General features: G+C 60.8%; 23 protein-coding genes and 2 pseudogenes. 13 read left to right on the forward strand and 12 right to left on the reverse strand.

The window, feature by feature from the left end; genetic code table 11:
- Positions 1–33: 33 nt before the first annotated feature.
- From N554_RS0123305 to N554_RS0123315, 3 genes are all read right to left on the reverse strand, one after another.
- On the reverse strand, positions 34–1,461 hold the full coding sequence (locus N554_RS0123305; RefSeq protein ID WP_036053874.1) for an amidase: 1,428 nt from the start codon (positions 1,459–1,461) through the stop codon (positions 34–36).
- A gap of 68 nt (positions 1,462–1,529) precedes the next feature.
- Entirely contained in the window at positions 1,530–2,051 is a 522-nt protein-coding gene (locus N554_RS0123310) for an aromatic-ring-hydroxylating dioxygenase subunit beta (protein WP_029585707.1), read from the reverse strand.
- 16 nt (positions 2,052–2,067) lie between these two features.
- Complete coding sequence (locus N554_RS0123315; protein ID WP_029585708.1) at positions 2,068–4,929, reverse strand: FAD-dependent oxidoreductase; 2,862 nt, start codon at positions 4,927–4,929, stop codon at positions 2,068–2,070.
- A gap of 162 nt (positions 4,930–5,091) precedes the next feature.
- Between N554_RS0123315 and N554_RS0123320 the strand changes: the two genes are divergently transcribed.
- A complete protein-coding gene (locus N554_RS0123320; RefSeq protein ID WP_029585709.1) occupies positions 5,092–5,460 on the forward strand; it encodes an antibiotic biosynthesis monooxygenase family protein in 369 nt (122 codons plus the stop codon).
- 5 nt (positions 5,461–5,465) lie between these two features.
- Entirely contained in the window at positions 5,466–6,110 is a 645-nt protein-coding gene (gene maiA, locus N554_RS0123325; RefSeq protein ID WP_029585710.1) for a maleylacetoacetate isomerase, read from the forward strand.
- A 16-nt stretch (positions 6,111–6,126) separates the two neighbouring features.
- Here the strand turns inward: maiA and N554_RS0123330 are convergent, their stop codons facing one another.
- Complete coding sequence (locus N554_RS0123330; RefSeq protein ID WP_245283690.1) at positions 6,127–6,687, reverse strand: MarR family winged helix-turn-helix transcriptional regulator; 561 nt, start codon at positions 6,685–6,687, stop codon at positions 6,127–6,129.
- A gap of 223 nt (positions 6,688–6,910) precedes the next feature.
- Between N554_RS0123330 and N554_RS0123335 the strand changes: the two genes are divergently transcribed.
- From N554_RS0123335 to N554_RS0123365, 7 genes are all read left to right on the forward strand, one after another.
- Positions 6,911–7,933 (forward strand): ABC transporter substrate-binding protein, encoded by a 1,023-nt coding sequence (locus tag N554_RS0123335; RefSeq protein ID WP_029585712.1) that lies wholly within the window; start codon positions 6,911–6,913, stop codon positions 7,931–7,933.
- Between the two features lie 9 nt (positions 7,934–7,942).
- Complete coding sequence (locus N554_RS0123340) at positions 7,943–8,707, forward strand: ABC transporter ATP-binding protein (RefSeq protein ID WP_029585713.1); 765 nt, start codon at positions 7,943–7,945, stop codon at positions 8,705–8,707.
- Positions 8,700–9,491: an ABC transporter permease gene (locus N554_RS0123345; protein WP_051677656.1), complete on the forward strand. Its 792-nt coding sequence runs from the start codon at positions 8,700–8,702 to the stop codon at positions 9,489–9,491. Before N554_RS0123340 ends, N554_RS0123345 begins: the two co-directional genes overlap by 8 nt.
- 339 nt (positions 9,492–9,830) lie before the next feature.
- Positions 9,831–10,910 carry a TRAP transporter substrate-binding protein gene (locus N554_RS0123350; protein ID WP_029585715.1) on the forward strand — a complete coding sequence of 360 codons (1,080 nt, stop codon included), beginning with the start codon at positions 9,831–9,833 and terminating at the stop codon, positions 10,908–10,910.
- Positions 10,911–10,973: 63 nt separating this feature from the next.
- Complete coding sequence (locus tag N554_RS0123355) at positions 10,974–13,337, forward strand: xanthine dehydrogenase family protein molybdopterin-binding subunit (RefSeq protein WP_051677657.1); 2,364 nt, start codon at positions 10,974–10,976, stop codon at positions 13,335–13,337.
- Positions 13,334–14,152 carry an FAD binding domain-containing protein gene (locus tag N554_RS0123360; RefSeq protein ID WP_029585717.1) on the forward strand — a complete coding sequence of 273 codons (819 nt, stop codon included), beginning with the start codon at positions 13,334–13,336 and terminating at the stop codon, positions 14,150–14,152. The genes N554_RS0123355 and N554_RS0123360 overlap by 4 nt, the downstream gene beginning before the upstream one ends.
- Entirely contained in the window at positions 14,149–15,312 is a 1,164-nt protein-coding gene (locus tag N554_RS0123365; RefSeq protein ID WP_029585718.1) for a xanthine dehydrogenase family Fe-S subunit, read from the forward strand. The genes N554_RS0123360 and N554_RS0123365 overlap by 4 nt, the downstream gene beginning before the upstream one ends.
- 36 nt (positions 15,313–15,348) lie before the next feature.
- Here the strand turns inward: N554_RS0123365 and N554_RS43105 are convergent, their stop codons facing one another.
- Positions 15,349–15,690, reverse strand: a complete 342-nt coding sequence (locus N554_RS43105) for an integrase core domain-containing protein (RefSeq protein WP_197033703.1) — start codon at positions 15,688–15,690, stop codon at positions 15,349–15,351.
- A 51-nt stretch (positions 15,691–15,741) separates the two neighbouring features.
- Positions 15,742–16,365 (reverse strand): hypothetical protein, encoded by a 624-nt coding sequence (locus N554_RS41515; protein ID WP_051677658.1) that lies wholly within the window; start codon positions 16,363–16,365, stop codon positions 15,742–15,744.
- Positions 16,366–16,909: 544 nt separating this feature from the next.
- Here N554_RS41515 and N554_RS37490 point away from each other — a divergent pair.
- Positions 16,910–17,491 (forward strand): hypothetical protein, encoded by a 582-nt coding sequence (locus N554_RS37490; RefSeq protein WP_051677659.1) that lies wholly within the window; start codon positions 16,910–16,912, stop codon positions 17,489–17,491.
- 113 nt (positions 17,492–17,604) lie between these two features.
- Here N554_RS37490 and N554_RS0123380 read toward each other — a convergent pair whose 3' ends face one another.
- The 4 genes and pseudogenes from N554_RS0123380 to N554_RS0123395 all read right to left on the reverse strand — a co-directional run bounded on the left by N554_RS0123380 (position 17,605) and on the right by N554_RS0123395 (position 19,138).
- Positions 17,605–17,895 carry a hypothetical protein gene (locus N554_RS0123380; protein ID WP_029585720.1) on the reverse strand — a complete coding sequence of 97 codons (291 nt, stop codon included), beginning with the start codon at positions 17,893–17,895 and terminating at the stop codon, positions 17,605–17,607.
- 297 nt (positions 17,896–18,192) lie between these two features.
- A pseudogene (locus N554_RS36290) lies at positions 18,193–18,434 on the reverse strand (hypothetical protein).
- 166 nt (positions 18,435–18,600) lie between these two features.
- A pseudogene (locus N554_RS40225) lies at positions 18,601–18,815 on the reverse strand (DapH/DapD/GlmU-related protein); the annotation flags it as partial.
- Positions 18,816–18,856: 41 nt separating this feature from the next.
- Positions 18,857–19,138 (reverse strand): hypothetical protein, encoded by a 282-nt coding sequence (locus N554_RS0123395; protein WP_197033707.1) that lies wholly within the window; start codon positions 19,136–19,138, stop codon positions 18,857–18,859.
- Positions 19,139–20,161: 1,023 nt separating this feature from the next.
- On the opposite strand from N554_RS0123395, the gene N554_RS0123400 reads away from it, so the two are divergent.
- Positions 20,162–20,467: a helix-turn-helix domain-containing protein gene (locus tag N554_RS0123400; RefSeq protein ID WP_051677660.1), complete on the forward strand. Its 306-nt coding sequence runs from the start codon at positions 20,162–20,164 to the stop codon at positions 20,465–20,467.
- A gap of 310 nt (positions 20,468–20,777) precedes the next feature.
- Here the strand turns inward: N554_RS0123400 and N554_RS0123405 are convergent, their stop codons facing one another.
- Positions 20,778–21,242, reverse strand: a complete 465-nt coding sequence (locus N554_RS0123405) for a nuclear transport factor 2 family protein (RefSeq protein ID WP_029585723.1) — start codon at positions 21,240–21,242, stop codon at positions 20,778–20,780.
- A 435-nt stretch (positions 21,243–21,677) separates the two neighbouring features.
- On the opposite strand from N554_RS0123405, the gene N554_RS42225 reads away from it, so the two are divergent.
- Positions 21,678–22,694 carry an integrase core domain-containing protein gene (locus N554_RS42225; RefSeq protein ID WP_029585725.1) on the forward strand — a complete coding sequence of 339 codons (1,017 nt, stop codon included), beginning with the start codon at positions 21,678–21,680 and terminating at the stop codon, positions 22,692–22,694.
- 101 nt (positions 22,695–22,795) lie between these two features.
- On the opposite strand, the gene N554_RS36300 is transcribed toward N554_RS42225, so the two are convergent.
- Positions 22,796–23,059 (reverse strand): HU family DNA-binding protein, encoded by a 264-nt coding sequence (locus N554_RS36300; RefSeq protein WP_371259515.1) that lies wholly within the window; start codon positions 23,057–23,059, stop codon positions 22,796–22,798.
- Positions 23,060–23,616: 557 nt separating this feature from the next.
- Here N554_RS36300 and N554_RS43110 point away from each other — a divergent pair.
- Complete coding sequence (locus N554_RS43110; RefSeq protein WP_081851376.1) at positions 23,617–24,237, forward strand: alpha/beta hydrolase; 621 nt, start codon at positions 23,617–23,619, stop codon at positions 24,235–24,237.
- Positions 24,238–24,345 lie beyond the last annotated feature (108 nt).

Consider the following 24,345-nt stretch of genomic DNA (forward strand, 5'->3'; position numbering starts at 1 on the left):
TCGACTGCCCCGCAATCAAGGATCGTCCCAACGTTATCGCGGCGTATGATGCGCCCACGGGCGCGCAGCCTCAAAGGCCGCCGCGGCCCTTAGCACCAGGGCGTCTTCGTGCCAGCGCCCGACGATCTGCAGCCCGACGGGCAGTCCACTTGAAGTGAACCCACAAGGGACACTGACGGCTGGATGTCCGGTGAGATCAAACAGGTTGAGGTAAGGCACCCAGCTCTCGCGCATATCGCCGGCATCTTCGCCGTTGATGGTGATTCGATCGAGCGCGCCTGCCTCGGCCGGAAGCGGCGGCCGGCTGCAGGTCGGCGTCAGCACCAGATCGTACGCTTCAAACCAGTCTTGCACGGCGCGGAAATATTGTGTTCGCTTGTACGTCGCCTGCAGGAGTTCATGACCGGAATACGCGCCGCCGGCCCGAATGCCTTCGACAAAGCTGGTGTCGAGCTGAGCGGCGACATCCTCCAATCGTCCGTGAAAACGAGCGGCCCAGTTTGATTGCTGCAGAACGCGCCACGCCGGCCCCGCATTCGCAACTGGCTCGTCGCGCTGTTCGACCGTGCAGCCGAACTCACGGAAGGCCACGAGCGCAGCCTCGCAGCAGCGGCGTACCTCGGTGTCGAGCATTCTGTTGCCAACCAGCGGACGCCAGGCGATCTTCAGCAGGTTGATCCCTTCTGTTGGACCCTGCAGGGCCGCCAGCGCATTCGCCGGGCCACGGCCCATCGAATGCGGATCAGCGCGATGCGCACCGGACACTACGTCGAGCATTAAAGCGGCATCAGCCACGGTGCGCGCCATCAGACCTAGATGAATGAAGTTGTTAAAGGCGTCGGGCACCTGACTGTGTGGAATGACGCCAAGCGTCGGCTTCAGCCCTACGATGCCGGTGAGCGCCGCGGGCAGCCGCGTGCTTGCGCCCGCGTCGGTCGCCAGCGATATAGGTCCCATGCCGGCCGCCACGGCGACGGCGGATCCGCCGCTGGACCCGCCGGGCGTAAGCGCCGTGTTCCACGGATTTCGCGTTGTTCCAAACAGGGGACTATCGGTCAGCAGCTTGTGTGCAAATTCAGGGGTTGTGGTCTTGCCCACGATGACGGCTCCGGCGCATCGCAGACGCTCGACCGCCACGGCATCGGCATCCGGCACGTTGTCCGCCATCAGCCGCGAGCCCCACGTCGTGCGCATGCCCGCGGTGTTGATGATGTCCTTGATCGAGACCGGCACGCCATGCAGTGCGCCAAGGGCATCGCCGCGTTCGACGGCAGCATCCGCCGCGCGCGCGGCCTGCATCGCGCCCTCACGATCGATCGTAATAAACGCGTTCAAGGTGGGCTGTGTCTGCTCGATCCGATGCAGCACCCCTTGCGTCACTACGGCCGACGAAATGCGGCGCGTGCGTATGCGCTCGCGTAACTCCAGCGCGGAACAGAACAGAAGATCGTGATCGGCCACCTGATCAGCCCCGGACGAGAATTGCGAAACTGGGCCGCCCGGCGGCAGGGCGGCTTGCCCGTCCGCCCTTACACGGGAATGCAAAGCGCATTCGGCACCAAAAGATTGTCGTAGACGCAACGGCGCTCGGCCAGCCTGAGGCCGTCAGCGGTACGGCGAAACTTGTCATAGTAGGTGCCGACCTGATGCAGAGTCGCGTCAGGGCGATCGAACAGCACTTGCAGGACCACGTAGTTGGCGCGCGCCGTAATCGTGCCGTCGCTCGCCTCCTCGAAGACGCTGAGGTTGGCGATCATGTGCCGCAGGTAACGCGGCGCAAACATCGCGGTTTCCCGCAGGGCGAAGGCACGGTCGCGGATCATGCCTTTGTTCTCGCAGTAAATCAGCCCAACTGGCAGGCCGCGGTCGAAATTCTCACGCGACAGGACCACGTAGAGGGCATCGTCCGTGAACAGCTCGACCCAGTCCATCAGCCGCTGTTCGTCGAGAGTTACGGCATAGGCGGTATTGAACGTCTCGATCTCGTGGCGCAGCAGCACGGCCTCGAGCCGGGCATCGGCAACGACAGGGGTGGAAAGCGGGCGTGTCATGACAGGCTCTCCATGGCTAGAGTCCCATTTCCTGGCGCCAGTGCTGGTACATCCCGCGGATCGCGGCCTCGGAGATCAGCGTGTCCGACGTTCCCATCGCCACCGCCGGATCGAGCTCGACGAGATGATTGCCGTTCGGCACGTGCTGCATGCCGTCCTGCACGAACTTGATCGCCTCGTTGTCCTCCAGCCCGAGAAAGCCGGCCGGCCCCATCAGGTTGCCTTGCCGGAGCCTGTGCCGCGTCATCTCCTCGTCGTCGCCTTCGAAGCCGAACATCGTCCATTTCATGATGAACTCATGCGGACCGGTCGGCACGATCTGACGCACGCCGAGCGTGTTCATCTCACGCTGAATGATCAGATTGGGCCAGATCGTCGCCATGGTGACGGACCAGGGACTGTCGAACTCCTCGATGAAGTTCATCAACCGCGGGTCAGCCAGCTCCATGCCTTCGCGATAGGCCCGCATCTCGTTCTTGCTCTCGCTGCTGACCGACTTGTCGGACTTGGCCGACGCCATCACGCCATGACGTCCGGTCGGATCGGCGAGCATCAGAGACTTGTTGCCGGCGACCAGCAGGCCGAAGCTCACAAGGAACGTATGCAGCAAGGTCGCGTGATAAGGATCCTTCAGATTTTCGTGGTAGAGCTTCCAGTTGCCCGGCAGCGTGTGACGGTAATGGCCGAGTAGCCGCGGCTTGCGGCCGTCGAAGGTCGCCTCGAATTCGGCCAGAATCTCCGGCCCGAGATATTCCTGCAACGTCTCCATGTCCGGCCGATACGACGCGAACACCACGCCGCGATGGGTCGTGACATTGAGCCGTCGCAGCCCGTGATCGGCATTGTGGAAATCCTTGGGCATGCCGCCCTTGCCGTCGACGCCGCGCCGGAACGGAACGCCCGCCAGATTGCCTTTCAGGTCGTAGGACCACTGGTGATAGGGACAGACGAACTCCTTGGCGTTGCCGCTCAGCTCGCGGCAGAATTCGGCGGCGCGGTGCGCGCAGCGATTTTCGAACACGTGGATGGTGCCGTCCTCCGCACGCGACACCACCACCGGCGTCGGCCCGACATTGGACCGGATGTAATCTCCGGGATTGGGCACTTCGCATTCGAGCGCCACGTAATTCCAGGTGCGACCCTGGAAGATGCGTTCGATCTCTCGCTCGTAGATGGTCTGGTCGGTGTAGACCCAATCGGGAATTCGCCGCAGGCCTTCCTTCGGCCAGACGTAGCGAGTGGTGATCGAGAGCGGGGGATTTGCGTTCATGTCGCCGACCTCCAAGTTGATTTCTTCGCTCGCCGATATCGCATTCAACAGCTGCGCTCCGGCCGCCGCAAGATCGAACGGACCTTCCTTTTCAAGCTCGGCCCTGGCCTCCCGGATGGCCTTGGTCTTCGAGAAGGCCACCACCCCGGTGAGGCGCCCGCTATTGCGGTCGATCGTGCGGTAGACCGCTCCCGGGGCGGCGCCCGGCACCCCGGAATGGGCCACGAGGTCGCCGGCTCCGACCAGCCCGAGCATCTGGATGTTGAGACTGAATTGATCGGTCCAGAACCAGGGCGCCTTGCGCGCAGTCGCGGTGACTCCTGCGATCGAACGGCCGGCGGCATCGCCCTGCTCTTCGGCGTTGTGCCAGCTTTCCAGCCGGAGCGCGCGGTTGCCGCTTTCGATGTGATGCAATGCACAATCGCCGGCCGCCCAGATCCGCGGAACGCTGGTGCGCCCGTCGGCATCCACCACGATGCCCCCGGCGCACTGGCAGCCCGCGGTTTGCGCGAGGTCAAGTTCGGGCTCCAGCCCTATGCCTACCAGCACCAAATCGGCTTCGATGATCTCTCCGCCGGCGTCGATACCGAGGCGGCGGCCGCGTTCCACAATCGCACGCACATCGGCGTTGAGCCGCAAATCCACTTGGTGCTGCTGTGCCAGCTTCCTGAACACGCGGCCAAGCGACGCCGGCAACAGCCGCGACATGATCTCCGCCTCGCGCTCCAGCAAGGTCACGGCGAGCCCGCGCGCGGATGCGGCCGATGCGAGCTCGAGGCCAATGAAACCGCCCCCGATGATACAAACATCGGATGCGTTGCCGAATGCTCGATCGATCGCGGCGGCATCCTCGATCGTACGAAGGTGCAGCACGTTAGGCAAATCGGTGCCGGGCACGGTGAGGCGGCGAGCCCGACCGCCGGTCGTCAGCAAAAGCGCGCCGTAGGATAGCGTCGTACCGTCGTCAAGCCGGACCGTTTGTGCTGCGCTGTCGACGGCCGCGGCGCGAATGCCAAGATGCAGCTTCACCTTTTGCCGTGTCGCGTCCTCTTCGGTCAGGCGATATAGAGGGCCTCCGCCCTGCCCCGACAGCATCTCCTTCGACAACGGCGGTCGTTCGTAAGGCGGATGTGGTTCATCGCCGATCAGGTCGATCGTGCCGCCGAAACCGGCTTCGCGCATGGCGATGATGGCAGCGGCCGCGGCCTGACCGGCTCCGATGACGACAACGCCACCAGTGGCTGCTGCATTTTCCAGCGTACTCTCCTCGGGGCGCTTTTCGCCTGCCTCGTGGGCCGACTGGTCCAGGGCAACGAAAACTTCGCCGCCTTCGACCTTCACCGCAAACGTCTGGAGGTCCCTGGTGAGCGGCGCGCATAGCGCCTTGCCGCTGCGGATGTCGAATACGCCCTGGTGCAACGGGCATTCGATCTTGCCATCCTCGACAAAGCCCTCGGCGAGGAGCGCGAGGGCATGCGTGCACACACCATGCGTCGCATAAACTTCGTCCTTCAGGCGATAAAGTGCGACCGGCGTTCCGGCGATCTCAACGCCGAGCACGCCGTTCTCGGGGATTGATTCCAGTGATGCTGCCCGCTGCCATGCCATGCGCGACAAATCCCGATTGCGTCTCGACCAAAAAGCAGCGACTGCAAAATGCGATCTAAGATTGCCTATTGCATATCGTCAGTATAACCTCATATTTGGTCCGCGCACAATACGGGGGTCTTGGACCGGTTCAAAAACAGCCCCACTGGGAAAGGACGTGACATGGCTCAGGAGCCGATCGCCACCAAGGGAAACTTCCTGCACATCTACGATTTTCGTGTGAAGGCCGGCCATGAGGCCGAATTCATCAAGTCATTCGAAAAGTTCGACTATTCCGATGACAATCCCATGCACAAATCGGCGGCTCAGGTGAAGGACGGCGTACTGTGCCGCGACACCGAAGATCCGCAACGGTTCTTCCTGATCGCGGAATGGGCGGACATCGAGGAACACGCGAAGATCCGCAAGATCCTCGCCAATGAGATCAAGCCGGAATTCATCAAGTACATCGAGGGCGGCAAGTTCGTGCCTAAATATGTCGAGGTGGTTTCCTCAACCCCGGATGAGATTCTTCAGAAGGCGGCAGGCTGAGGACCGTGCAGCGACAGCTCTACACTTTCTTCCGCTCCTCGACGTCGTTCAGGCTGAGAATCGCGCTGGCTTACAAGGGCCTCGACTATGAGCCGCATTATGTAAGCCTGCCGAAGATGGAGCATCACGCGGCCGGCTATCAGGCACTCAATCCGCAGCGGCTGCTGCCGCTTTTGATCGATCGCGGCCGCCGCTACACCCAGTCGCTGGCGATCATCGAGTATCTCGACGAGGCTTATCCCGAGCCGCCGCTGATGCCGCGCGACATTGAGGGGCGGAGTTACGTGCGGACCGTGTCGCAAATCATCGGCTGCGAAATGCACCCCTTGAATAATGTGCGGGTGCTCAAGCATTTGAAGACGCAATTTGGTGCAGACGATGCAGCGACCAGGGCGTGGTACTCGCACTGGATCGCAGAAGGATTCCGGGGCTTGGAGGACTACTTGCGGGAGGCTCGGCGGCATGGCGCTTATTGCCTGGGCGATAGTGTCACAATGGCAGACATCTGTCTCGTGCCGCAGGTCTTCAACGCCGCACGGTTCGATTGTTCGGTTGATGACTATCCGATCATAAAAGGTGTCTTCGAGCGCTGCATGGCGCTTGGCGCATTCCGCGACACCCAACCGAGTACGCAGCCAGACGCGTTCTGATGGCCGGCGGTGGCCACTAACTCGGATTATAGATCGTCCGGCCGAGATGGTTGTTGCCCTCGATCAGCAGCAGCAGCGTATCGATGAAGGCCTTGCGCTCGTCCGGCGAAAGCGGAGCCAGCAGCCTGTTTTGAGCGCGCAGCATGGCCGCATACATCTGCTCGGTGATGCGCTGCCCGGCCGGCGTCAAACGCGCAAGCACCATGCGCTTGTCCGCCTTGCTGCGATGGCGCTCCAGCAGTCCGCGCCGGGCAAGGCGTGCCAGCACGTCGGCGACATTGGTGCGATCGATGCCGAGCTCGCGACCGATCGAGTTCTGGTCGAGATCGGGATTGAGTGACAGCGTGGTCAGAAGTCCGTACTGCACGGGCGTGATGTCGAACTCGTCGCACTCTTCGAAGAACAAAGCATAATGAATCTGGTGCAGCCGGCGCAGCAGGTAACCCGGTCGCGCCCACAGCGGCATGTCCGGCGATCTTGCCTGGCCGACGTCGCGGGCTTGCGCAAGGGAAAAGCCGTGCTTCTTTTTGGGCTCGGTGGCCCGTGATTTCGTCGCTGTGTTGCGGCGTGTTATCATTGTCCTTCAATCCGATCTCGGGTACGTCGGCGAGCGCCGCTTCCCAAGCTGTTCTGCAATCCGGCAAGAAAGTACAGCGGATTCGCGCGCCGAACCCATGCAATGCGGCTTCCTAGAGTATCCTGCCGCCCGCGACAAATTCGTCAGTACACCATCCTATCTTGCGCTGCCCGACAAACCTGTTAGCCTCTCACGCGCCGGCCATTGAACATTCGAGGTATGCATGCTTCGCCTGCGCCATTTGTCCCGCACGTTCATCGCGCTTCTTGCGCTTCAGCTGCTTGCCTGCGAAGTCACGGCCGCCGACGCGATCAGGGTCCGGCTCGACTGGACGCCTTGGGGCGACCAGGCCCCGTTCCACCTTGCGCAGGAAAGCGGGTTGTTCAAGAAATACGGTCTCGACGTCAGCATCGACGACGGCAACGGCTCGGTGGCCACGGTGCAAATCGTTGGCAACGGCGAGTACGATGTCGGCCACGCCTCGCTCGCGCCAATGGCGATCGCGCGCTCTAAGGGTCTACCGGTAAAGGCGATCGCAGGCTTCATCCAGGAAAACGATATCGGCCTTTTGGTGCCGAAGGACGGCGGCATCAGCAGTGCGGCGGACCTCAAAGGCAAGAAGATCGCGTTTACCGCGGGTTCGCTCGAGGCTCCGTTCATCGACCGCTTTCTCGCCACCGGCAAGCTGAAGCGCGACGACGTCGACCTAATCAACGTCGACGCGGCCGGCAAGGCCGGCATGTACATGACGGGTCGTGCCGATGCGGCGTTTTCCTCGGTGCCGTTTTTCCTTGCCGTGGTCGAGTCCAAGCGGCCGTCGACCGCCGTGCGCTTTGCCGACGCCGGATTGCGATTTCCCAGCTTTGGGCTGTTTGCGACCGAGAAAACCATCGGCGCCAAATCCGACGCGCTCAGGCGATTCACGAGCGTGGTGGCCGGATGCTGGGCCTACATCTTCAACGGCCACGAGGACGAAGGTGTAAAGGCGATCATGGCCGCCCGGCCACAGGCCAAGCTCGACCCGAAAGTGTTGCGGCAGCAGATCGATACGCTAAAGAACTACGCGCAGACGGATGCCGTCCGCTCGCTCCCGTTCGGAACTATGGCGCCGTCGGACTGGCAGCAGGCGGTGACAACCCTCTCGCAGGGCGGGCTGCTCAGTGATGCCATGGATCCGCGCGATCTCTACACCAACGACATGATCGATCCAAAGATCGTCGCTGAGGTCAGCACGGCCTTGAAGTAAGGCGCGAGGATGATCGCCGCAAAGGACGTCGGCAAGCGGTTTGGCGATGCCGCCGACGGGGTCACCGCCATCGCAAACATCTCGATGAACATCGCGGAAGGCGAGTTCGTCAGCCTGCTTGGGCCGAGTGGCTGCGGCAAGAGCACGTTCCTCCGCTGCCTGGCCGGACTCGAGCAAACCACCGGCGGGACACTGCTGGTCGACGGCAAGCCAATCGAGGGCCCGCCCGAACGGCTGGGCATGGCGTTCCAGCGCGACGCCCTGCTGGACTGGATGAACGTGCTCGACAACGTGCTGTTGCCGGCCGACTTCAGCGGCGGGCGCAGACGCGAATTCGAGCCGCGGGCGCGCGAGCTGCTCAAAATGGCAGGGCTTTCGGGCTTCGTGCAAGCCTATCCGCGCACCCTGTCGGGAGGCATGCGCCAGCGTGTTGCGATGTGCCGGTCCCTGTTGCTGGAGCCACGGCTATTGCTGATGGACGAGCCGTTCGGCGCGCTGGACGCGCTGACGCGCGACCAGCTCAATGTCGACCTTCACCGGCTCTGGACGCAGCTGCGGATGACCGTGGTCTTTGTCACCCACAGCATCTCGGAGGCGATCTTCCTGTCCAGCCGCATCGTCGTATTCAGCCCGCGTCCGGGCACTGTGATTGAGGACATCCAGGTCGAGCTGCCGGATGAGCGCAGGCTCGCAGTGCGCGAGACAGAGCCGTTCGGACGCTACTCGCGCCATGTCCGCGGCCTGTTCGAGAACATGGGGCTACTGCATGACTGAGGCCTCTCGCGGCTACGCCGTAGCGCTCCGCCGCAAAGCGCTGCCCTTCGCGGGTGCGGCCGGATTCCTGCTGTTGTGGGAACTGTTCTGCCGCATCTACCAGGTACGCCCGGTGCTGCTGCCGCCACCTTCGCTTATCTTCGGCGAGCTTGCGCAGTCGCCCTTGTGGTTCGCACAGCAGACCGCCTACACGGTTGGCATCACGCTGGCTGGGTTCATGGTAGCGGCCATACTCGGCGTGCTGTTTGCGGTGGTCGTCACCGAATGGAAAGTGCTGGATCGGCTGTTGTTCCCGTTGTTCGTCGCGCTCAACAGCGTCCCGAAAGTCGCAATTGCGCCGCTCTGCATCATTTGGTTCGGCACCGGCGCCGAGCCGAAGATTGCGATCGCATTTCTGATCGCGGTGTTCGCGGTGGTCATCGACACCATCCTGGGCCTGCGTTCTGTCCCTCCCGACATTCTCGACCTGGCTCACACATTGCGCGGTTCACGCTGGAAGGTGCTCACGCGCATCAAACTCTTCTGTGCCCTGCCCCACCTATTCGCCGGACTGAAAGTCGCGATGTCTCTGGCGTTGGTCGGGGCGATCGTCGGCGAGTTCGTGTCGTCGCAGCGCGGCCTCGGCTACGTCATCCTGAGCGCGCAAGGCATGTTCGACACGCCGCGCGTGTTCGCGGCCATCGCCATCCTGGCCGTGCTTGGCGTCGTCTTGATCGAGTTGCTGGATTTCGTCGAGCGACTTGCATTGCCATGGCAACACATCACCGGACGCGCAACGCACTAGTCCTATCGAAATTGCTGCACCAGCGGTGCGCACCACGTCGATCGTTTATGCATGGCGCCGATGGCAGGCAGCGTGCCGAATCTTTCCTCTCGGCGGCGCTAAATCCGGAGCGTTTCCCGTTTGACAGTCCTCGGAAAGTTCATCAGTATACCATCATATTTTTATGACGTCATATTCAATGCGCTGGACAGGGGAAAGTGCGACGATGGCTCTGCGAAGCAACGATGCCACTACGATTGGAAGAAGATCATTTCGGCGACCGCGCTGCTGGCCTTATCCGGCTTGCCGCACGCGACAGCGTTTTTGTTTGTCTGGCCAACAACTGCGTGGAGCATCGCGATGAAGAGGCGCACCTTCCTGAGCCAGGCGGCCGGGGCCGCCGCCCTCGCCGTCGCAACTCCGGCCATCGCCCAATCGGGCCAGGTCCGCTGGCGCATGACCACAAGCTGGCCGAAGAGCCTCGACACCATCCATGGCTCGGCGGAGCTCATGAGCCAGCGTATTGCTCAGCTCACCGACGGCAAGTTTCAAGTGGGCGTGTTCGCCGGCGGCGAAATCGTTCCTGGCACCCAGGTCTTTGATGCGGTCGCGAACAGCACCGTGGAATGCGGTCACACCTTGACCGCGTTCTATGTGGGAAAAAACCCGGTATACGCCTTCGATTCCGGCGTTGCCTTCGGTGCCAATTCGCGCCAGCAGGCGGCATGGCTCTACTACGGCGGAGGTCTTGAAGTGCTGCGCGAAGTTTTCCGCAAGGAAGGATTGCTCAATTTTCCCTGCGGCAACACCGGCGTGCAGATGGGCGGTTGGTTTCGCAAGGAGATCAAGTCGGTCGAAGATCTCAAGGGCTTGCGCATGCGAATCGGCGGACTCGGCGGGACCGTGCTGTCGCGGCTCGGCGCGGTGCCGACGCAAATCCCCGCCGGCGACATCTATCCGGCGCTTGAACGCGGTACCATTGACGCGGCGGAGTGGATCGGGCCGTATGACGATGAAAAGCTCGGCTTCGCCAAGGTGGCGAAATACTATTATACGCCGGGATGGTGGGAAGGCTCGGCGATGATCACCACGCTCGTCAACGCCGCGGCATGGGACGCGCTCCCGGTGCAATTCAAGGCCGCGTTCGAGACCGCCGCCAACGAGCAGAATCTGCTGATGCAGGCCAAGTACGATGCGCGAAACCCGGATGCGCTGCGGCGACTGATCGCGGGCGGGACTGAGTTGCGGGCGTTTCCGCAACCGGTGCTCGAGGCCTGCTACAAGGCGTCGATCGAGACCTTCGACGACATCGCCGCCAAGAACGGCGACTTCAAGAAGGTGTACGAGCACTGGAAAGCGTTCATGAACCAGTCCAATAGCTGGTTCCGTGTGGCCGAGCACCGGCTCGACGCATTTCGCTACGGCGCCGCCGTCTGGTAAACTGGCCCAGCGCCTGCGCGCCAACGACGCCGGGTTCGGGCGATCGCGAGAGGGCAACGAAGGATGAAGCATCAGGGCATCGGCGCGCGGGTGCCGCGCAAGGAGGATGCGCGCTTCCTGCATGGCCGCGGTCAGTACGTCTCGGACATCATTCTTCCAGGCCAGAGCGAGGTCGCTTTCCTGCGCAGCCCCGCGGCGCACGCAGTACTGCGCGGGATTGCCAAGCCGCGCGGGCTCGAGTCCGTCGTGTTCACCGCAGCCGACCTCGCCGGCATCCAGCCGATTACCGCACAGTGCACCGTACCTGGCTACAAAGTGTCGGTGCAGGATCCGCTGGCGCGCGGCAAGGTGCGGTATGCCGGCGAGCTGATCGCCATGGCGGTGGCGCCCAGCCGCGCCGTCGCCGAGGACATCGCCGAGCAGATAGTGCTCGATCTCGATGAGCTTCCGGCACTCGTCGATGCACACGCGGCGCGTGCGACGACGACGCGGATACACGAAGAATGGGAAGACAACCTCTTTCTCATCCTTAATTACGACAACGGTTTCGAAGAGCATGCGAGCAAGGCGTCCGTCGTCGTTGAGCGCGAAGTGTCGATGGCGCGGCAGGCGATGGTGCCGCTCGAAGGCAAGGCCATCGTTGCCGACTGGGATTTCCGCGCCGATCAACTTATTGTTTATACCTCGACGCAGGTGCCTCACGTCATCCGGATCGGCCTCGCCCAGAGTCTGGGGCTCGAAGAGGGGCGCATCCGCGTGATTGCCCCCGATGTCGGCGGCGGCTTCGGATACAAATGCGTGCTGCAGCCTGAAGAGATCTGCGTCGCCTGGCTGGCGCTGACCTACAAACGTCCGTTCCGATACGTTGAAGACCGCCGCGAACACCTGATCGCCGGCGCCAACAGCCGACAACACCATTACCGGCTGCGCGCCCACGCTGACGAGCGGGGGCGGCTACTGGCGCTCGACGCCGAGGTCACTGTTGACGGCGGTGCCTATTCGAACTGGCCGTTCACGGTGGCGCTCGAGCCCGGTCAAGCCACCGGCAACCTGCCCGGCCCTTACGATATCAAGGGCTACCGCTGCAAAACCTATTGTGTCGCCACCAACAAGCCCGGCTTCCTGCCATATCGCGGGGTGGCACGCACCAGCGTCTGCTTCGCGATCGAACTCCTAATGGATGCCATCGCGCGCAAGGTTGGCCGGGAGCCATGGGAAGTACGCCGCGAGAACCTGGTGACTGCGCAGGCGATGCCCTACATCAACGTGACGCGCAAGCATTACGACAGCGGAGACTATCCGAAGAGCCTTGACACGGTGCGACGGGAGATCGATCTAGACCTATGGCGGGCGCGCCAGCTCCGCAGCGAGCCGGACGGTCGGCGCATCGGGATCGGTTTCGCCAGCTATTGCGAGCAATCGGCGCACGGCACCAGCGTGTTCGCGGCCTGGGGACTTCCGCTCATACCGGGCTACGATCAGGCAACGGTTCGCCTAGTCGCAGATGGCAGCCTGGAGGTGCGCGTAGGCGTCCACTCCCATGGCCAGGGTATGGAGACTACCCTGGCGCAGATCGCGCACGAGGTACTCGGGACCGACATCGCCAACATACGCGTGATCCATGGCGACACGGGAATGACGCCGTTCTCAACCGGCACTTACGCCTCGCGCAGCATCGTGATGGCGGGCGGCGCCGTGGCCAAGAGCTGCGAGGCGCTGATACCGCGGCTGCTCGCGATCGGCTCGCACCTGATGCAATGCGCCAGCAATACCGTCCAGTACATGCCCGGCCGCGTCGTCGGACCGCAATCGTCCGTATCGGTCAGGGAAATCGCACAGGCATGGTATCGGCAGCCGCAATTGCTGCCGCCCGACGTCGACGTCAACGGACTGGAAGCGACGATCGGCTATAAGCCGCAGGTCGACACCGGCGCGTTCAGCTACGCATCGCATGCAGCCGTGGTGGCGGTGGACGTCGACATGGGTAGCGTCGAAATCCTCGATTATGTCATCGCTGAAGATTGCGGACGCATGGTGAATCCGATGGTCGTCGATGGTCAAACGATGGGCGGAGCGGCACAGGGCATCGGCACCGCGCTGTTCGAGGAAAGCCCCTACGATGTCAACGGCCAACCGCTCGCGTCAACCTTCATGGACTATCTGCTGCCCGGCCCCACAGAAGTCCCAAAATTCCGCATCTATCATACTGAGACATTGTCGCCCTACACCGCCTTCGGCATCAAGGGCATGGGTGAAGGCGGCGCGATCGCTCCGCCGGCGGTGCTGTTCAATGCGGTTAACGATGCGCTGCGCGGCCTCAATGTCGAAGTGTCGGAAACCCCGCTGACACCCCGCCGCCTGCTTGCGGCTATCGAGCGTGCCTCCGCACAGCGCGCGCCGGCATCCGTCAGGAGCGCGCGGGAATGAAAGCCTCAGCATTTGACTACGTGCGCCCGCCGGATCTCGCGGGCGTCCTCGACATGCTGCGGCAATTCTCGGGCGCCAAGCTGATCGCCGGCGGCCAATCGCTGTTGCCGCTGCTTAATCTGCGACTGGCCCGACCAACGCTGCTGATCGACATCGGGCGGACCGAGGCGTTGCGCGCGATCGAGGACCGTGGGACACATGTGAGGATCGGCGCGGCGGTCACCCATGCCGAGCTTGAAGACTGCCTGATCCCGGATTGTCCGATGCTGCGCACGGTTGCCGGCGGGATCGCCTATCGCGCCATACGCAACCGCGGGACTGTTGGCGGAAGCCTGGCGCATGCGGATCCCGCGGCTGACTGGCCGCTGGCAATGGCCGCCCTTGGCGCTACTGTGGTCGTTGAAGGCAAGGCCGGCCACCGTCGGCTGCCGGCCGACGGCTTCATGCTCGGCGCATTCCAGACCCGTCTCGAGGAGGACGAGCTGGTCGTCGCGGTCGACGTACCGAAATTGTCACCCGACGCCCGGTACGGCTATTACAAGTTCTGCCGGAAAACCGGTGAGTTTCCCGAAGCCAGCGCAGCGGCGGTCTTCGATCCCTTTTCGAGGACAGCGCGGCTTTATCTGGGAGCCCTCTCAGGCCCGCCTCAACCGCTCCATGACCTGGCGGCGACAATTGCACGGCAAGGCCTCGCTGCCATCGCTGATGTCGCGATCGCCGACGCCGTCGACAGGGTTGCCGCAGGTGACTCTATTGAACGCAGGATGCGCTGTGCTGCGGTGACGCGTGCCCTGAAGGAAGTGTTCGCGGAATGACGACCGTCGCCTTTACCTTGAACGGCGTGCCCATCTCTGCGGACGTACAGCCGCGCACCCATCTAGGCGATTTCCTTCGTGACGGCCATCGTTTGTCGGGCACCCATCTTGGCTGCGAGCACGGCGTGTGCGGCGCCTGCACGGTGCAGATCAACGGTGCGCAGGCGCGATCGTGCCTGACCCTCGCGGTCGCCTGCGACGGCGCCGAAGTGATGACCATCGAGGGCTTCGACCATGATCCGGTTATGGCCGATCTGCGCGAGGCTTTCACGACACACCACGGCCTCCAGTGCGGCTTCTGCACCCCGGGCATGCTGATTGCCGCGCGCGACATCGTGCTGCGAGTGCCGGACGCCGCGGAGAAAACGATCCGGCGGGAGCTCTCCGGCAATCTGTGCCGCTGCACCGGCTATGTCGGCATCGTCGACGCCATCGCATCAGTGATCGAGAAGCGCAAAGAGCGGACAGAGGCGGCGCTGGCTACCCCTGCGCGAACTGCGGCTGCCTTCGCGACGTTTGAGCCTATCGCGCCTTCCTCGACCGCCAGCCGGTCGCCATCGAGCAGAGAGACGCTGACCTTCGCACGTGAGGCGTCGCTGCGGCCCGGCTGGACCCGCTTTGACGAGAGTTTTGTGATTCACAAGCCTCGCGCGGTCATATGGGAGCTGTTTGGCGACGTCAGGCGGGTGGCGGCGTGTCTGCCCGGCGTGGAAGTCACATCGTGCGACGACACGTCCGCAAAGGGCCGCATGATGACGAAACTCGGCCCGATCGCGGCAAGCTTCGCCGGCTCGGCACTAATCACGCGCGATCCGGCTAATTGGAGCGGGACCATCGTTGGGGCTGGGACCGACAGCGGCTCGGGCTCTCGAACCAAGGGTGAGATCGTCTACCGGCTCGGGCCCATCGAACAGGATGAGATGACGCGCGTCGATTTATCCGTGCTCTATAACCTGCAGGGCTCGCTCGCGCAATTCTCGCGGTCGGGCCTCGCGCAGGAATTCGCCCGGCAACTCGTTGCCAAATTCGCCGAAAACTGCAGTTCCCAGCTAGGTGGCGGCCAACCGGCCGCTCCGGCAAGTCAGTCGCTCGACGTGGGCAAGATGCTGTGGCTTGCCAGCCTCGCATGGCTGAAGCAAATCTTTCGACGTTCAAATTAGGGACATCGGATGACGTCGGCTGTGTGTACCGAAAAATCAAAGCCGCGCGTAGTGATGGTGAAGTCCACCCAAGATGGCGTGCGAACTTACGAAACCGGATCGCTGAACCGGCCGAGAAACCGGCGCATCTTTGTTTAGAGACCGATGCGTTCTGACGCCGTTGTAGTAGCGAGCGTAAGATTTCAGAATTCGGCGCAGATGTGCCTCGCCCGAGACAATGATGTGATCCAAACACTCCCGCCGGATTGATCCGATCGGCCGTTCGGCAAAGCCGTTCTGCCAAGGTGAGGCTGGTGCAATTGGCTTATCTCGGATGCCCATGGCGCGAAGTCGGCCCGTGACGACGGTGCCGTAGATCCGATCTCGGTCTCGGATCATGTAACGCGGAGCCCCATCCCAAGGAAATGCCTCGGTGATCTGGCGTGCAACTCACTCCGCTGTCGGGTGGGCTGTGACGTTGATCCATACGAGATCTCTGCGATGAAGCCGCACGATGACAAAACCATACACCAGTCTGAAGCCGATGGTCGGGACCACGAACAAATCCATGGCGGCAATGTCCGGAGCGTGGTTTCGCAAAAAGGTCTTCCACCCCTGACTGGGCGGTCCACGACGCTTGACCATGTACTTGGCGACGCTTGATTGAGCGACGTTAAACCCGAGTTTGAGCAGTTCGCCGTGGATCCGCGGTGCACCCCAAAGAAAATTCTCCGTGCTCATCTGCCGGATCAGCGCGCGCAGTTCAATCTCGATTCGCGGGCGCCCTCCTCGCCGCCGCGATTTCCAACGCCAATAGCGGCGAAAGCCGGCCCGGTGCCAACGCACCAGCGTCTCAGGCTGGACAATCCTCACGACCTTCAAGGTCGACGGAAAACATCGATACATCTGGACGAAGAACCAGCGGTCGTTATTTGTGAGACGAGCCCGGCCTTTCAGCTTACGCCGCAAGACGATCAACTGATGTCGGAGAACCTCATTCTCCGCCTCAAGCCGGCTCTTCGACTTGAATGGCGAGGCCAGTATGGCCAGAACGAAGCAGAACAGCCCGATCATTCCGCCAGCTTATGCGATTCCATCACCTCATCAACTCGGATAAGGTTTTCGGTACACACGGAGGAGACGGCGGCCCTACCTGCTTGATCCTCGCGCCGTGCTCGGGGCCGTCAAGGCGCAGCCTGGCAGCGGTAGAGCAAGACGTCAGGACAGCACGACGGCCGGCCTTGACGGCCCTTGCGCGCGGCGCGTCTGCGCGCGCAGGCCGGGACGAAGGAACGACCGCCAGGCACGAACAAAGGAACAGCGCGAAGTGAGGAGCTATCGATGACGTAACCAACACCCCTTACCCGCCGAGGTCTGCGAGAGGACGAGACGACGATGGAGGATCGGTCTTCCCGGCGCATTCGAACACTGGTGACCCGCCGGGCACCCTTGCCGGTACTGGCCTGTTTCGACCCCTAGGTGAGCTAATTTGAAATTCAGCATGGCCTGATTTGAAAGTGGCTACTCAGCAGCCGCGAACTTGCCGAATCGCAGGTCAGCGCACGTCTGCGACCTTACCATACCCTGTCCAGACCCGAGTTGCTCACGAGTTAGTCAGATGAAGCATCAGTCAGACACTGCTGTTTCACCCCTCAGAAGGCAAGCCATAGAGGCGGTCCTGCAAATGCTGCAACCGGGTTTCAGCGTTGCTGCCATCGCCGCTAAGCGCCACGTCAAGAGCAACCCTTGGTTCAAGCGTGGGGCGCTGTTTAGGAGCGCGGTGGACGTGATGCGGCGGGCTGGCATCCCGCTGACGGCCCGCCAGATCGCCGAAGGAGATCCATCCCGCGCCAAGAACCCCGAAGATCCTTCCCCAGTCAGTGAAGGGCGGCCGACCGGGGTCGCGGCAGTGCAAGAAGCGCAACCATCTGTGCCGAAGGAAACAGGCGTCAACAAGGACGGACGGCAATTCCGGACCGCCACCGAAATGGCCGACATAATCCTCGACGCACTTCGAGCCGTTGACGGCGTTCCTGAGCGCGGTTTTGTAGTTACCGTTTATGGAGCGAACCCCTGGAATGCCATGCTGACAATCAACCCTGAAGCTGGTCCGATAAAAGATGCCCAACTTTGGCGGACACGGGTTCAGGAGATCGGCACTCGGCTAAGGCAAGACTTCGACGTCATCCACGAGCTATGATCGGCGCAGCAGGCGACACAGGCCCGGTGCACAGGCTGACCTTACGTCTGGGTTCATCCGGACGATGAACGATAAGCGCTTTTCACCATCCGGACGACGATGACGATGGGCGCCTAATCGTCCAGATCCACGAGATAGACAATGTTGATGTCGTCGGACAGCTTAGTAGATTCCGTTACCTGCCGGTAAAGCGCAGCTTCTGCGGAGCGCGCGAGTCTCACCCTCATGGCAGCCTTTGCATCGCATAACGGAACGCCTTTAGACGTGAGCGCACTCAGGTCGGCGCGTAGCCAATCCTGTTCGCAAAGGCCTTCCGCCTCCTGATGCTTCTTGGCCTCCAAGGCGAGTGTGGGCTTGCCGTTGATCTCTATCGTGAATATTGAGAGTGAGAGTTGGTCGTTCATTTATCTTCGCCTTCAGCGTCCACTCAACCTTCCGGGCTTGTCTAGCCGTCATCAGATCGTAGTCGCGGCGCAAGATGTTTTGGACGTGGAGTGCGGCGCGAGCCGCGGTGTTGGCATCAGCGGCGCCCGTGAACAACACACATAAGAACAAATTATTTTGAGCGCGTTCATCCGTAACGCGATTGATGGCAATTTCCTGAACGTTATGACAACCGACTTGCTTTCGGATTTCTGCCAACGCCCGCCGCCGCAAATCCGGCATCGAAAGTAGGGTCTTCGCCATTCAGGTTCGCGGTCTTACTTCGAAGCGTTGGCGATCTTGTGCTCCAAGTGGCCGGTCTGATGATCGCGGCCGACCTGGCTCAGCAAAATCTTGTTCAGCTTCAGCAAAACCTCGCTCAGCTCTCGGTTTCGGGATAGCCGGCTGCGAAACTCTGTCCGCAAACCTTTCGCAACGTGCGGACGAGGGTGTTTCCGTGTTTGCCGCTGATTGCGCCATCCTTGTTGCGGTGGCGATTGTCGAGACCTGCCTTGCTCATGCTGCTCTCCATTGTGCGCGCAGCCGACAGCATCCTCCCGCCGGGACCAAACGGCAACTAACGCGGGCTCGAAATCACGCGCGGTTGTAGCACTGCATGGGTTTTCGATGGCATCGACGGAACTATACAATGGCATCATGCGGACGATGCGCGCTGAAGAGCCGTCCTACTTGCGCTGCCGGGCTGGGTTGCCCACCACCGTGACGCCTTGCAGCACGTCGCGGGTGACAACAGCGCCCGCCCCGACAACGGCATCATCGCCGATGGTCACTCCCGGAAGGATGATGGCCCGCCGCCGATCCAAACGTTCTGTCCGATAGATACTGGGCGTCCAAACTCGACGCCTGTCTCTCTGATAGCTAGATCACACGGATGATCATGCGAACCGGGGGCGAGTAGCGCGGCGTCCGGCATGACCGGCATTACGCCGGTTCAATTGGCGCAGATCGAAGCCCGAAATGCTTCATCGCTTGAACGGAAGCTGCGCCCTGATCTTGCGACCAATCGAGGACTTCGAAAAACATTCCGCGCTTGAGCATTTCGCCTTCGAGATCAGCGGCGTGCTTTTTCCAGTCGGGCGTCTCCCGAACGCGAAATCTAGTTTCCTCACCTTGTCTTTTGAGCGCGTCATCGGCCGCCAAAGCCCCGCGTACGCCCTCGTACATCATGGTGAGGCTGTCGTTGGTGAAGACTTGATAATTCATCGAACCTCACCCTATCGGTTAGGCTGCGATGTCCGGCTTAGGTACCACCGTGACGGTCCACCGCGCGGGAGTGCTGGACTTATCTTCCTTAACTGATCGGACCATCCCGGTGACCGGCAATCCATTCAACATCAATCTCGCCCTTTCGCCCCGGTATTGGGCATAGCGGCAACGTCGAGCCTCTAACGAATCGGTAATTTCGATAGTTTGCATGCGCGTAACCAATGGTCGCGGGAACCCAAAAAAGTCCCCCAACAACCCCAGGATATAGACGAAACGTTAACAATAGTTCCGGCCCTGTTCGGCAGCGCTCCGGCGACTTAGTAAAGCACTCTGTCGCGCGAAGGTCCGACCGCTATCGATGACTGGCTGAGAAATCGGTCGCGCAATTGTTGAGGCAGTCTTCTCTTTGTGTGACGTGGCTAAGCATCGTCCAAACCGCCAATCCGATCAAAGCTACAGGAGTAACGACGATCTTTTTTAGGAAGTCGTCTTCATGGCGATTTCGAAGTTTTGCGCGCCGCCCGCCAGTTTGAGAATTTCTCAAAGAACCGACCCGAAGCCCATATGCGAAACCACCAATTCAAAAAGCGCCGCGATTGCATGTCTATACCCCTGAAAATTGACTGTCTTTAATGCTGCCAGCTTACTGGGTTCGCCCGGAGAGTCGAGCGTTCAACGGTGATCAGTTCTTTCTTTGCGGTTGGGCGTGTTTGACCTTCTCTCTTCATTCGGATGAACGCAAAGGCGTGATCTCGCGCTCTGGCGTCAGCTTCACCATTCAGGGACGAGCCCGCTCGACGATCCCAGCCGGACGGGTTTCATTTGGCTGCTGACGGCGGCGATGCGTGCCACCATCAGGCGGCGACTTCCGGTAGATCGTCCAATACCGTTGCAGTTGAAATTGCACCTCGTGTTGCTGGGATTCTGGCCGAGAGCCTTCGAGGACTTCATTCTTGAGCGTCGCCGTGTATTGTGTACCGGCACTGGGGGCCGGAAACCAAGCAACGCGGGGGGCAGTCTATGAGCAGCAAACGAGCCAAGCAAGTTATCCAGCGGGCCACGACGCGGAGCACGGGACCTATCGATAAATATTTCGGTGACAGGCTGCGCGCGCGGCGCGTCATGCTGAAAATGACCCAAGACGGTCTAGGTAAATCGCTGGGCGTCTCGTTCCAACAGATTCAGAAATATGAAAAGGGCACCAATCGGATAAGCGCCGCCTTGATGGTGACGTTGGCTAAAATCCTCGACGTCGACACTGGATATTTTTACGACGAGATACCAAAGACCAAGCGCGGCAGCGAGATCGAAACGCCAGCGCGCTGACCCAGCTTGCGCTCTCGATACATGGTTGTCGGTTGATCGACGCTTTCCTCAGCCTAAAAAACGACAACTTGCGCTGCGCAGTTGCCGATCTCGGGCAGATGCTCGCACGATAAATCCAAGCTGGCGTCGCCCTGAGCGTCCCCGCCCGTAGCCCCTGCCTTCGCGCTCACCTCTCCTCGTCCGGATGCACCCAGACGTAAGGCGCGACAACAGGGCCAGCAGAAAGCCGCCATCGCGGTGACGGCCTCTCAGAAAAAACTGTAGGCGTAAGTTTCCTCCAGTCATTGCGACGAGCGAAGCGAGGACGCGATCAGAGCTTGGTTGCCGCTCGGGACAGAAGTTTCCAGTCCGCGCCTTGTTTTTGCCAGTTCATCAGGATGTGGAGATTGGTGGCGCTTTTCTTGCCATCGGCGACGGCCTCACTTTCGCCCACCCAGTGGAAACGCACGACCGCTGCCGGGCCGACGACACGAATATTGGTGTCCTTGTACTCTAACGACGAAAACTTCGATTTTCCGCTGGTGGCATTGGCGATAAACGTCGCCTTGTCCTCGAGCTTGCCATCGGAGTGGCTGTAGCTCAATTCCGCCGCGCAGAGCGCGTCGAGTGCTTTCGCGTCGGCGGCGAATTGAGCCGCACGGAATGCCTCTACATTCTTCGCGACGGCATCTTCATCCGCAGAAGCCCCGAAGGCCGGGACCACGCTCATTGGGACCACGCTCAGGAGTGCAAGCGCAAGCGTTGGCAAGGCCAGCTTACGACGATCGATGTCCATGGTTTCCTCCATTGTTCTAGTGATGAAGGTAGTCTTGCAATCACACTCTTTTTTGTCGAGTGCCCGCTTCAGCCCCGTGGAAGACCGCGCGTGATGCTGCGTCTGCGAACGTCGTTTTCCTGCCGCTGGTCGTGGGCATGATCGGCATTTCAGCGCAGCCTCAAGTTTCCAGATCGGCGTATCGCGCGGACGCCGGATCGCATCCAGCGGGATACCTTGCCGCGCGGCCACGCCAAGCAAACGCACGGGGCGAGCGGTTGCTGGACCGGCAATTTCTTACAGGCGTTGACATCGCAGCATAGTGAGCGCGGGGTGGTGCTGGCCAACCTACTGCGGCGGTTTTTCTAAGCATTTAATTTCCCTGTGCCACCTGTGTGTACCGAATTTTCGATTCGGCGTAGACGCAGCAAGCGGACGGCGTAAGCTCGCATCCTGATGACCGATCTGTTCAAGCTGCTTCTCGGTATCCTGGCGTCGCGCTTCAAGGCGAGAGCAACGCTGGAAGCGGAAAACCTGGTCCTGCGGCAACAGGTCAATGTGCTTCGCCGGCGAACGCCGAAGCGACCGCACCTCAACAATACCGATCGTTTTCTATTTGTTTGGCTCTATCACTGGTTTCCGTCCGTCCTTGAGGTGGTTGCGATTGTCAGGCCGGAGACCGTCATTCGCTGGCACCGTGCTGGGTTTCGGGCGTATTGGCGCTGGCGATCCCGCAGCCGTGTTGGCAGACCGAAGGTCTCGGCTGAGCTGCGCACGCTCATTGGCGAGATGAGCCGTGCGAACCTACTTTGGGGCGCGCCGCGTATTCATGGTGAGTTGCTCAAGCTCGGCTTCGAGGTTGCCCAGTCGACGGTCGCGCGGTACATGTGCCGCCACTCGCGGCCACCGTCTCAGGGCTGGCGGACGTTTCTCAGCAATCACGTCGACGGCATCGCGGCGATCGACCTCTTTGTCCTGCCGACGATCGCATTCCAAGTTCTGTATTGTCTTGTGATTGTGCGCCATGGACGACGAGTTTGGGTGTCGTTTGGCGTGACGGCAAACCCAACCGCGGAGTGGATCTCGCGCCAAGTCACCGAGGCGTTCCCGTGGGACCACGCGCCGCAAGATCTCATTCGGGATCGAGACACCTCGTATGGTCCAGTCTTCTTGCAACGGATCCGTGCAATGGGCATTCGGGACCGTCCGATCGCACCCCGATCGCCCTGGCAAAATGCTTGCGTCGAGAGACTCATCGGCTCGATCCGCCGCGAATGTCTCGACCACATGATCGTGTTTGGCGAAGCGCACCTGCGCCGGATCCTGCGCGGATATGCCGCCTACTATAATGTGTCGAGGACCCATCGACCTCTGAGCAAGGACGCCCCTCTCCATCGCGCGATTGAGCGCCTCGGCGCCGTCGTCTCACGACCTGTCCTTGGCGGCCTTCACCATCAATATGGCAGAATCTAATTTTCGGCACACACAGCCGTCTGTCTAGGTGGTGATAGAATTACCCACAGTTCAGACGAACGAACACGCCTCAACCAACCCGCCCGCTTCAAACAGCGTCTTTAGCAACCTTCAGGGGTGACGCCTTGACCGACTTGCTTGCTGGCTGGCTTGGCCGCGAACTCCATAGGCTCTTTCGTGAAAGGATTTACACCGCTGCGGGCTTCAGTAGCAGGCTTGTTCACGACTGACATTTTGACGAAGCCGGGAATGACGAACTCGCCGGATTCATTCAGCTCCTTATAGCCTACAGTGGCCATCTGCTCGATGACGGCCTTTACGTCTTCCTTGGAAAGCTGCGTTCCGTCTGCAATTGCATCAATCAACTGATTATGGTCATCTTGGCCATGATGGATTCCTTTGTGGAGGCTCAGAACAATTTAAAGCCCATGAGCTACGCGGAGCGCGTCACTCTCTTTAAATGCGGCAAAGCCACGCAGCTCGCTTCTCTTTCATGCCTATGGTCATGACGTCACCGGGCTTAAAACCTATCGAGGCCCAAAACGCAAGGAGCAGCTCGGCGTTCCATAACTGGCTTCTACTCGCCTACGCTTTCCTTTGATTAAACCGTCGCCCAAATCTCCGCTTCGGACCTAATGGCCCACAGGCGTGACAATGCAAATTACTACAGCCTTGTGTGATCATTCCTGCATTCATTCGGCTTTCGGAGATTTCAAAATGGCTCTATTCAAACTTCCCCTCGCGGGCGACGTAGTTCAATGGACAACCCGATCACCTAATTCATGAGCGGCAACCAAATAACAGTGAACGTCTATTTGGGCGGGTCCGGCGCCCCCGAGGTTGGGCCGAGATTCTCGATCGGATTGGCACCTATGGCCGCCAACTAGGCCAGTCTCCGACGCGATGATTGTGCTGTTGAAGCATTCAATGCTGCGGCCTCGGCGACTGCACCAACACCAAGTTTCGGGATGCGGTTTTCCGCACAGCTCAAATAGTTTGGGATCTTCAGTTTCAGGGCACGACAGTTTTGTTCTCATGGCCATCTCGCGGCGAAATAGCCGATTACATCTATGATCAGAATAGTGCGCTGGGCTCGCGCGCGGCACTCCTCCGCGTAGTGGCCAATCTTCGTAAGGCAGGATTTCAACATGTTGACATTCTCGCCCACAGCATGGGCAACTTAATCGCCGTGGACGCGCTATCTAACAGCGCATCAACAAAATCACCTGTTGCAATCGCTCAACTCAGAATGGCTGCGCCCGACGTTGATCGCGACATGTTCATTCAAGCAATCCCGAGAGTGGCAAAAGTCGCCAAAGGCCTAACACTTTATGCATCGGCAAATGATAGAGCTCTATGGCTCTCGAAGCGAGTGCCGGAAACATTCCACGCGCAGGTGACGTACCCGCGTCCGGACCGATCGTTATGGCTTCGGTATCCACTATCGACGCAAGTGTCATCGGTTACGAGCTGTTCGGGCTCAATCATAGCGCATTCGCCACAACGCGAAATATATATTGAACGATCTCAAAATCCTTCTTGAAACAGGTGCTAAACCACCAAGGTTAGACGAAATTCGCGCCTTTCCTGAGCCTCCCAAAAAGGCCACCCATTTCCGTTATGCTCCTCAAAATTAATCCGGGTCCTTACG

The sequence above is a fragment of the Bradyrhizobium sp. URHD0069 genome (genome assembly GCF_000701345.1).
Classification (GTDB): domain Bacteria; phylum Pseudomonadota; class Alphaproteobacteria; order Rhizobiales; family Xanthobacteraceae; genus Bradyrhizobium.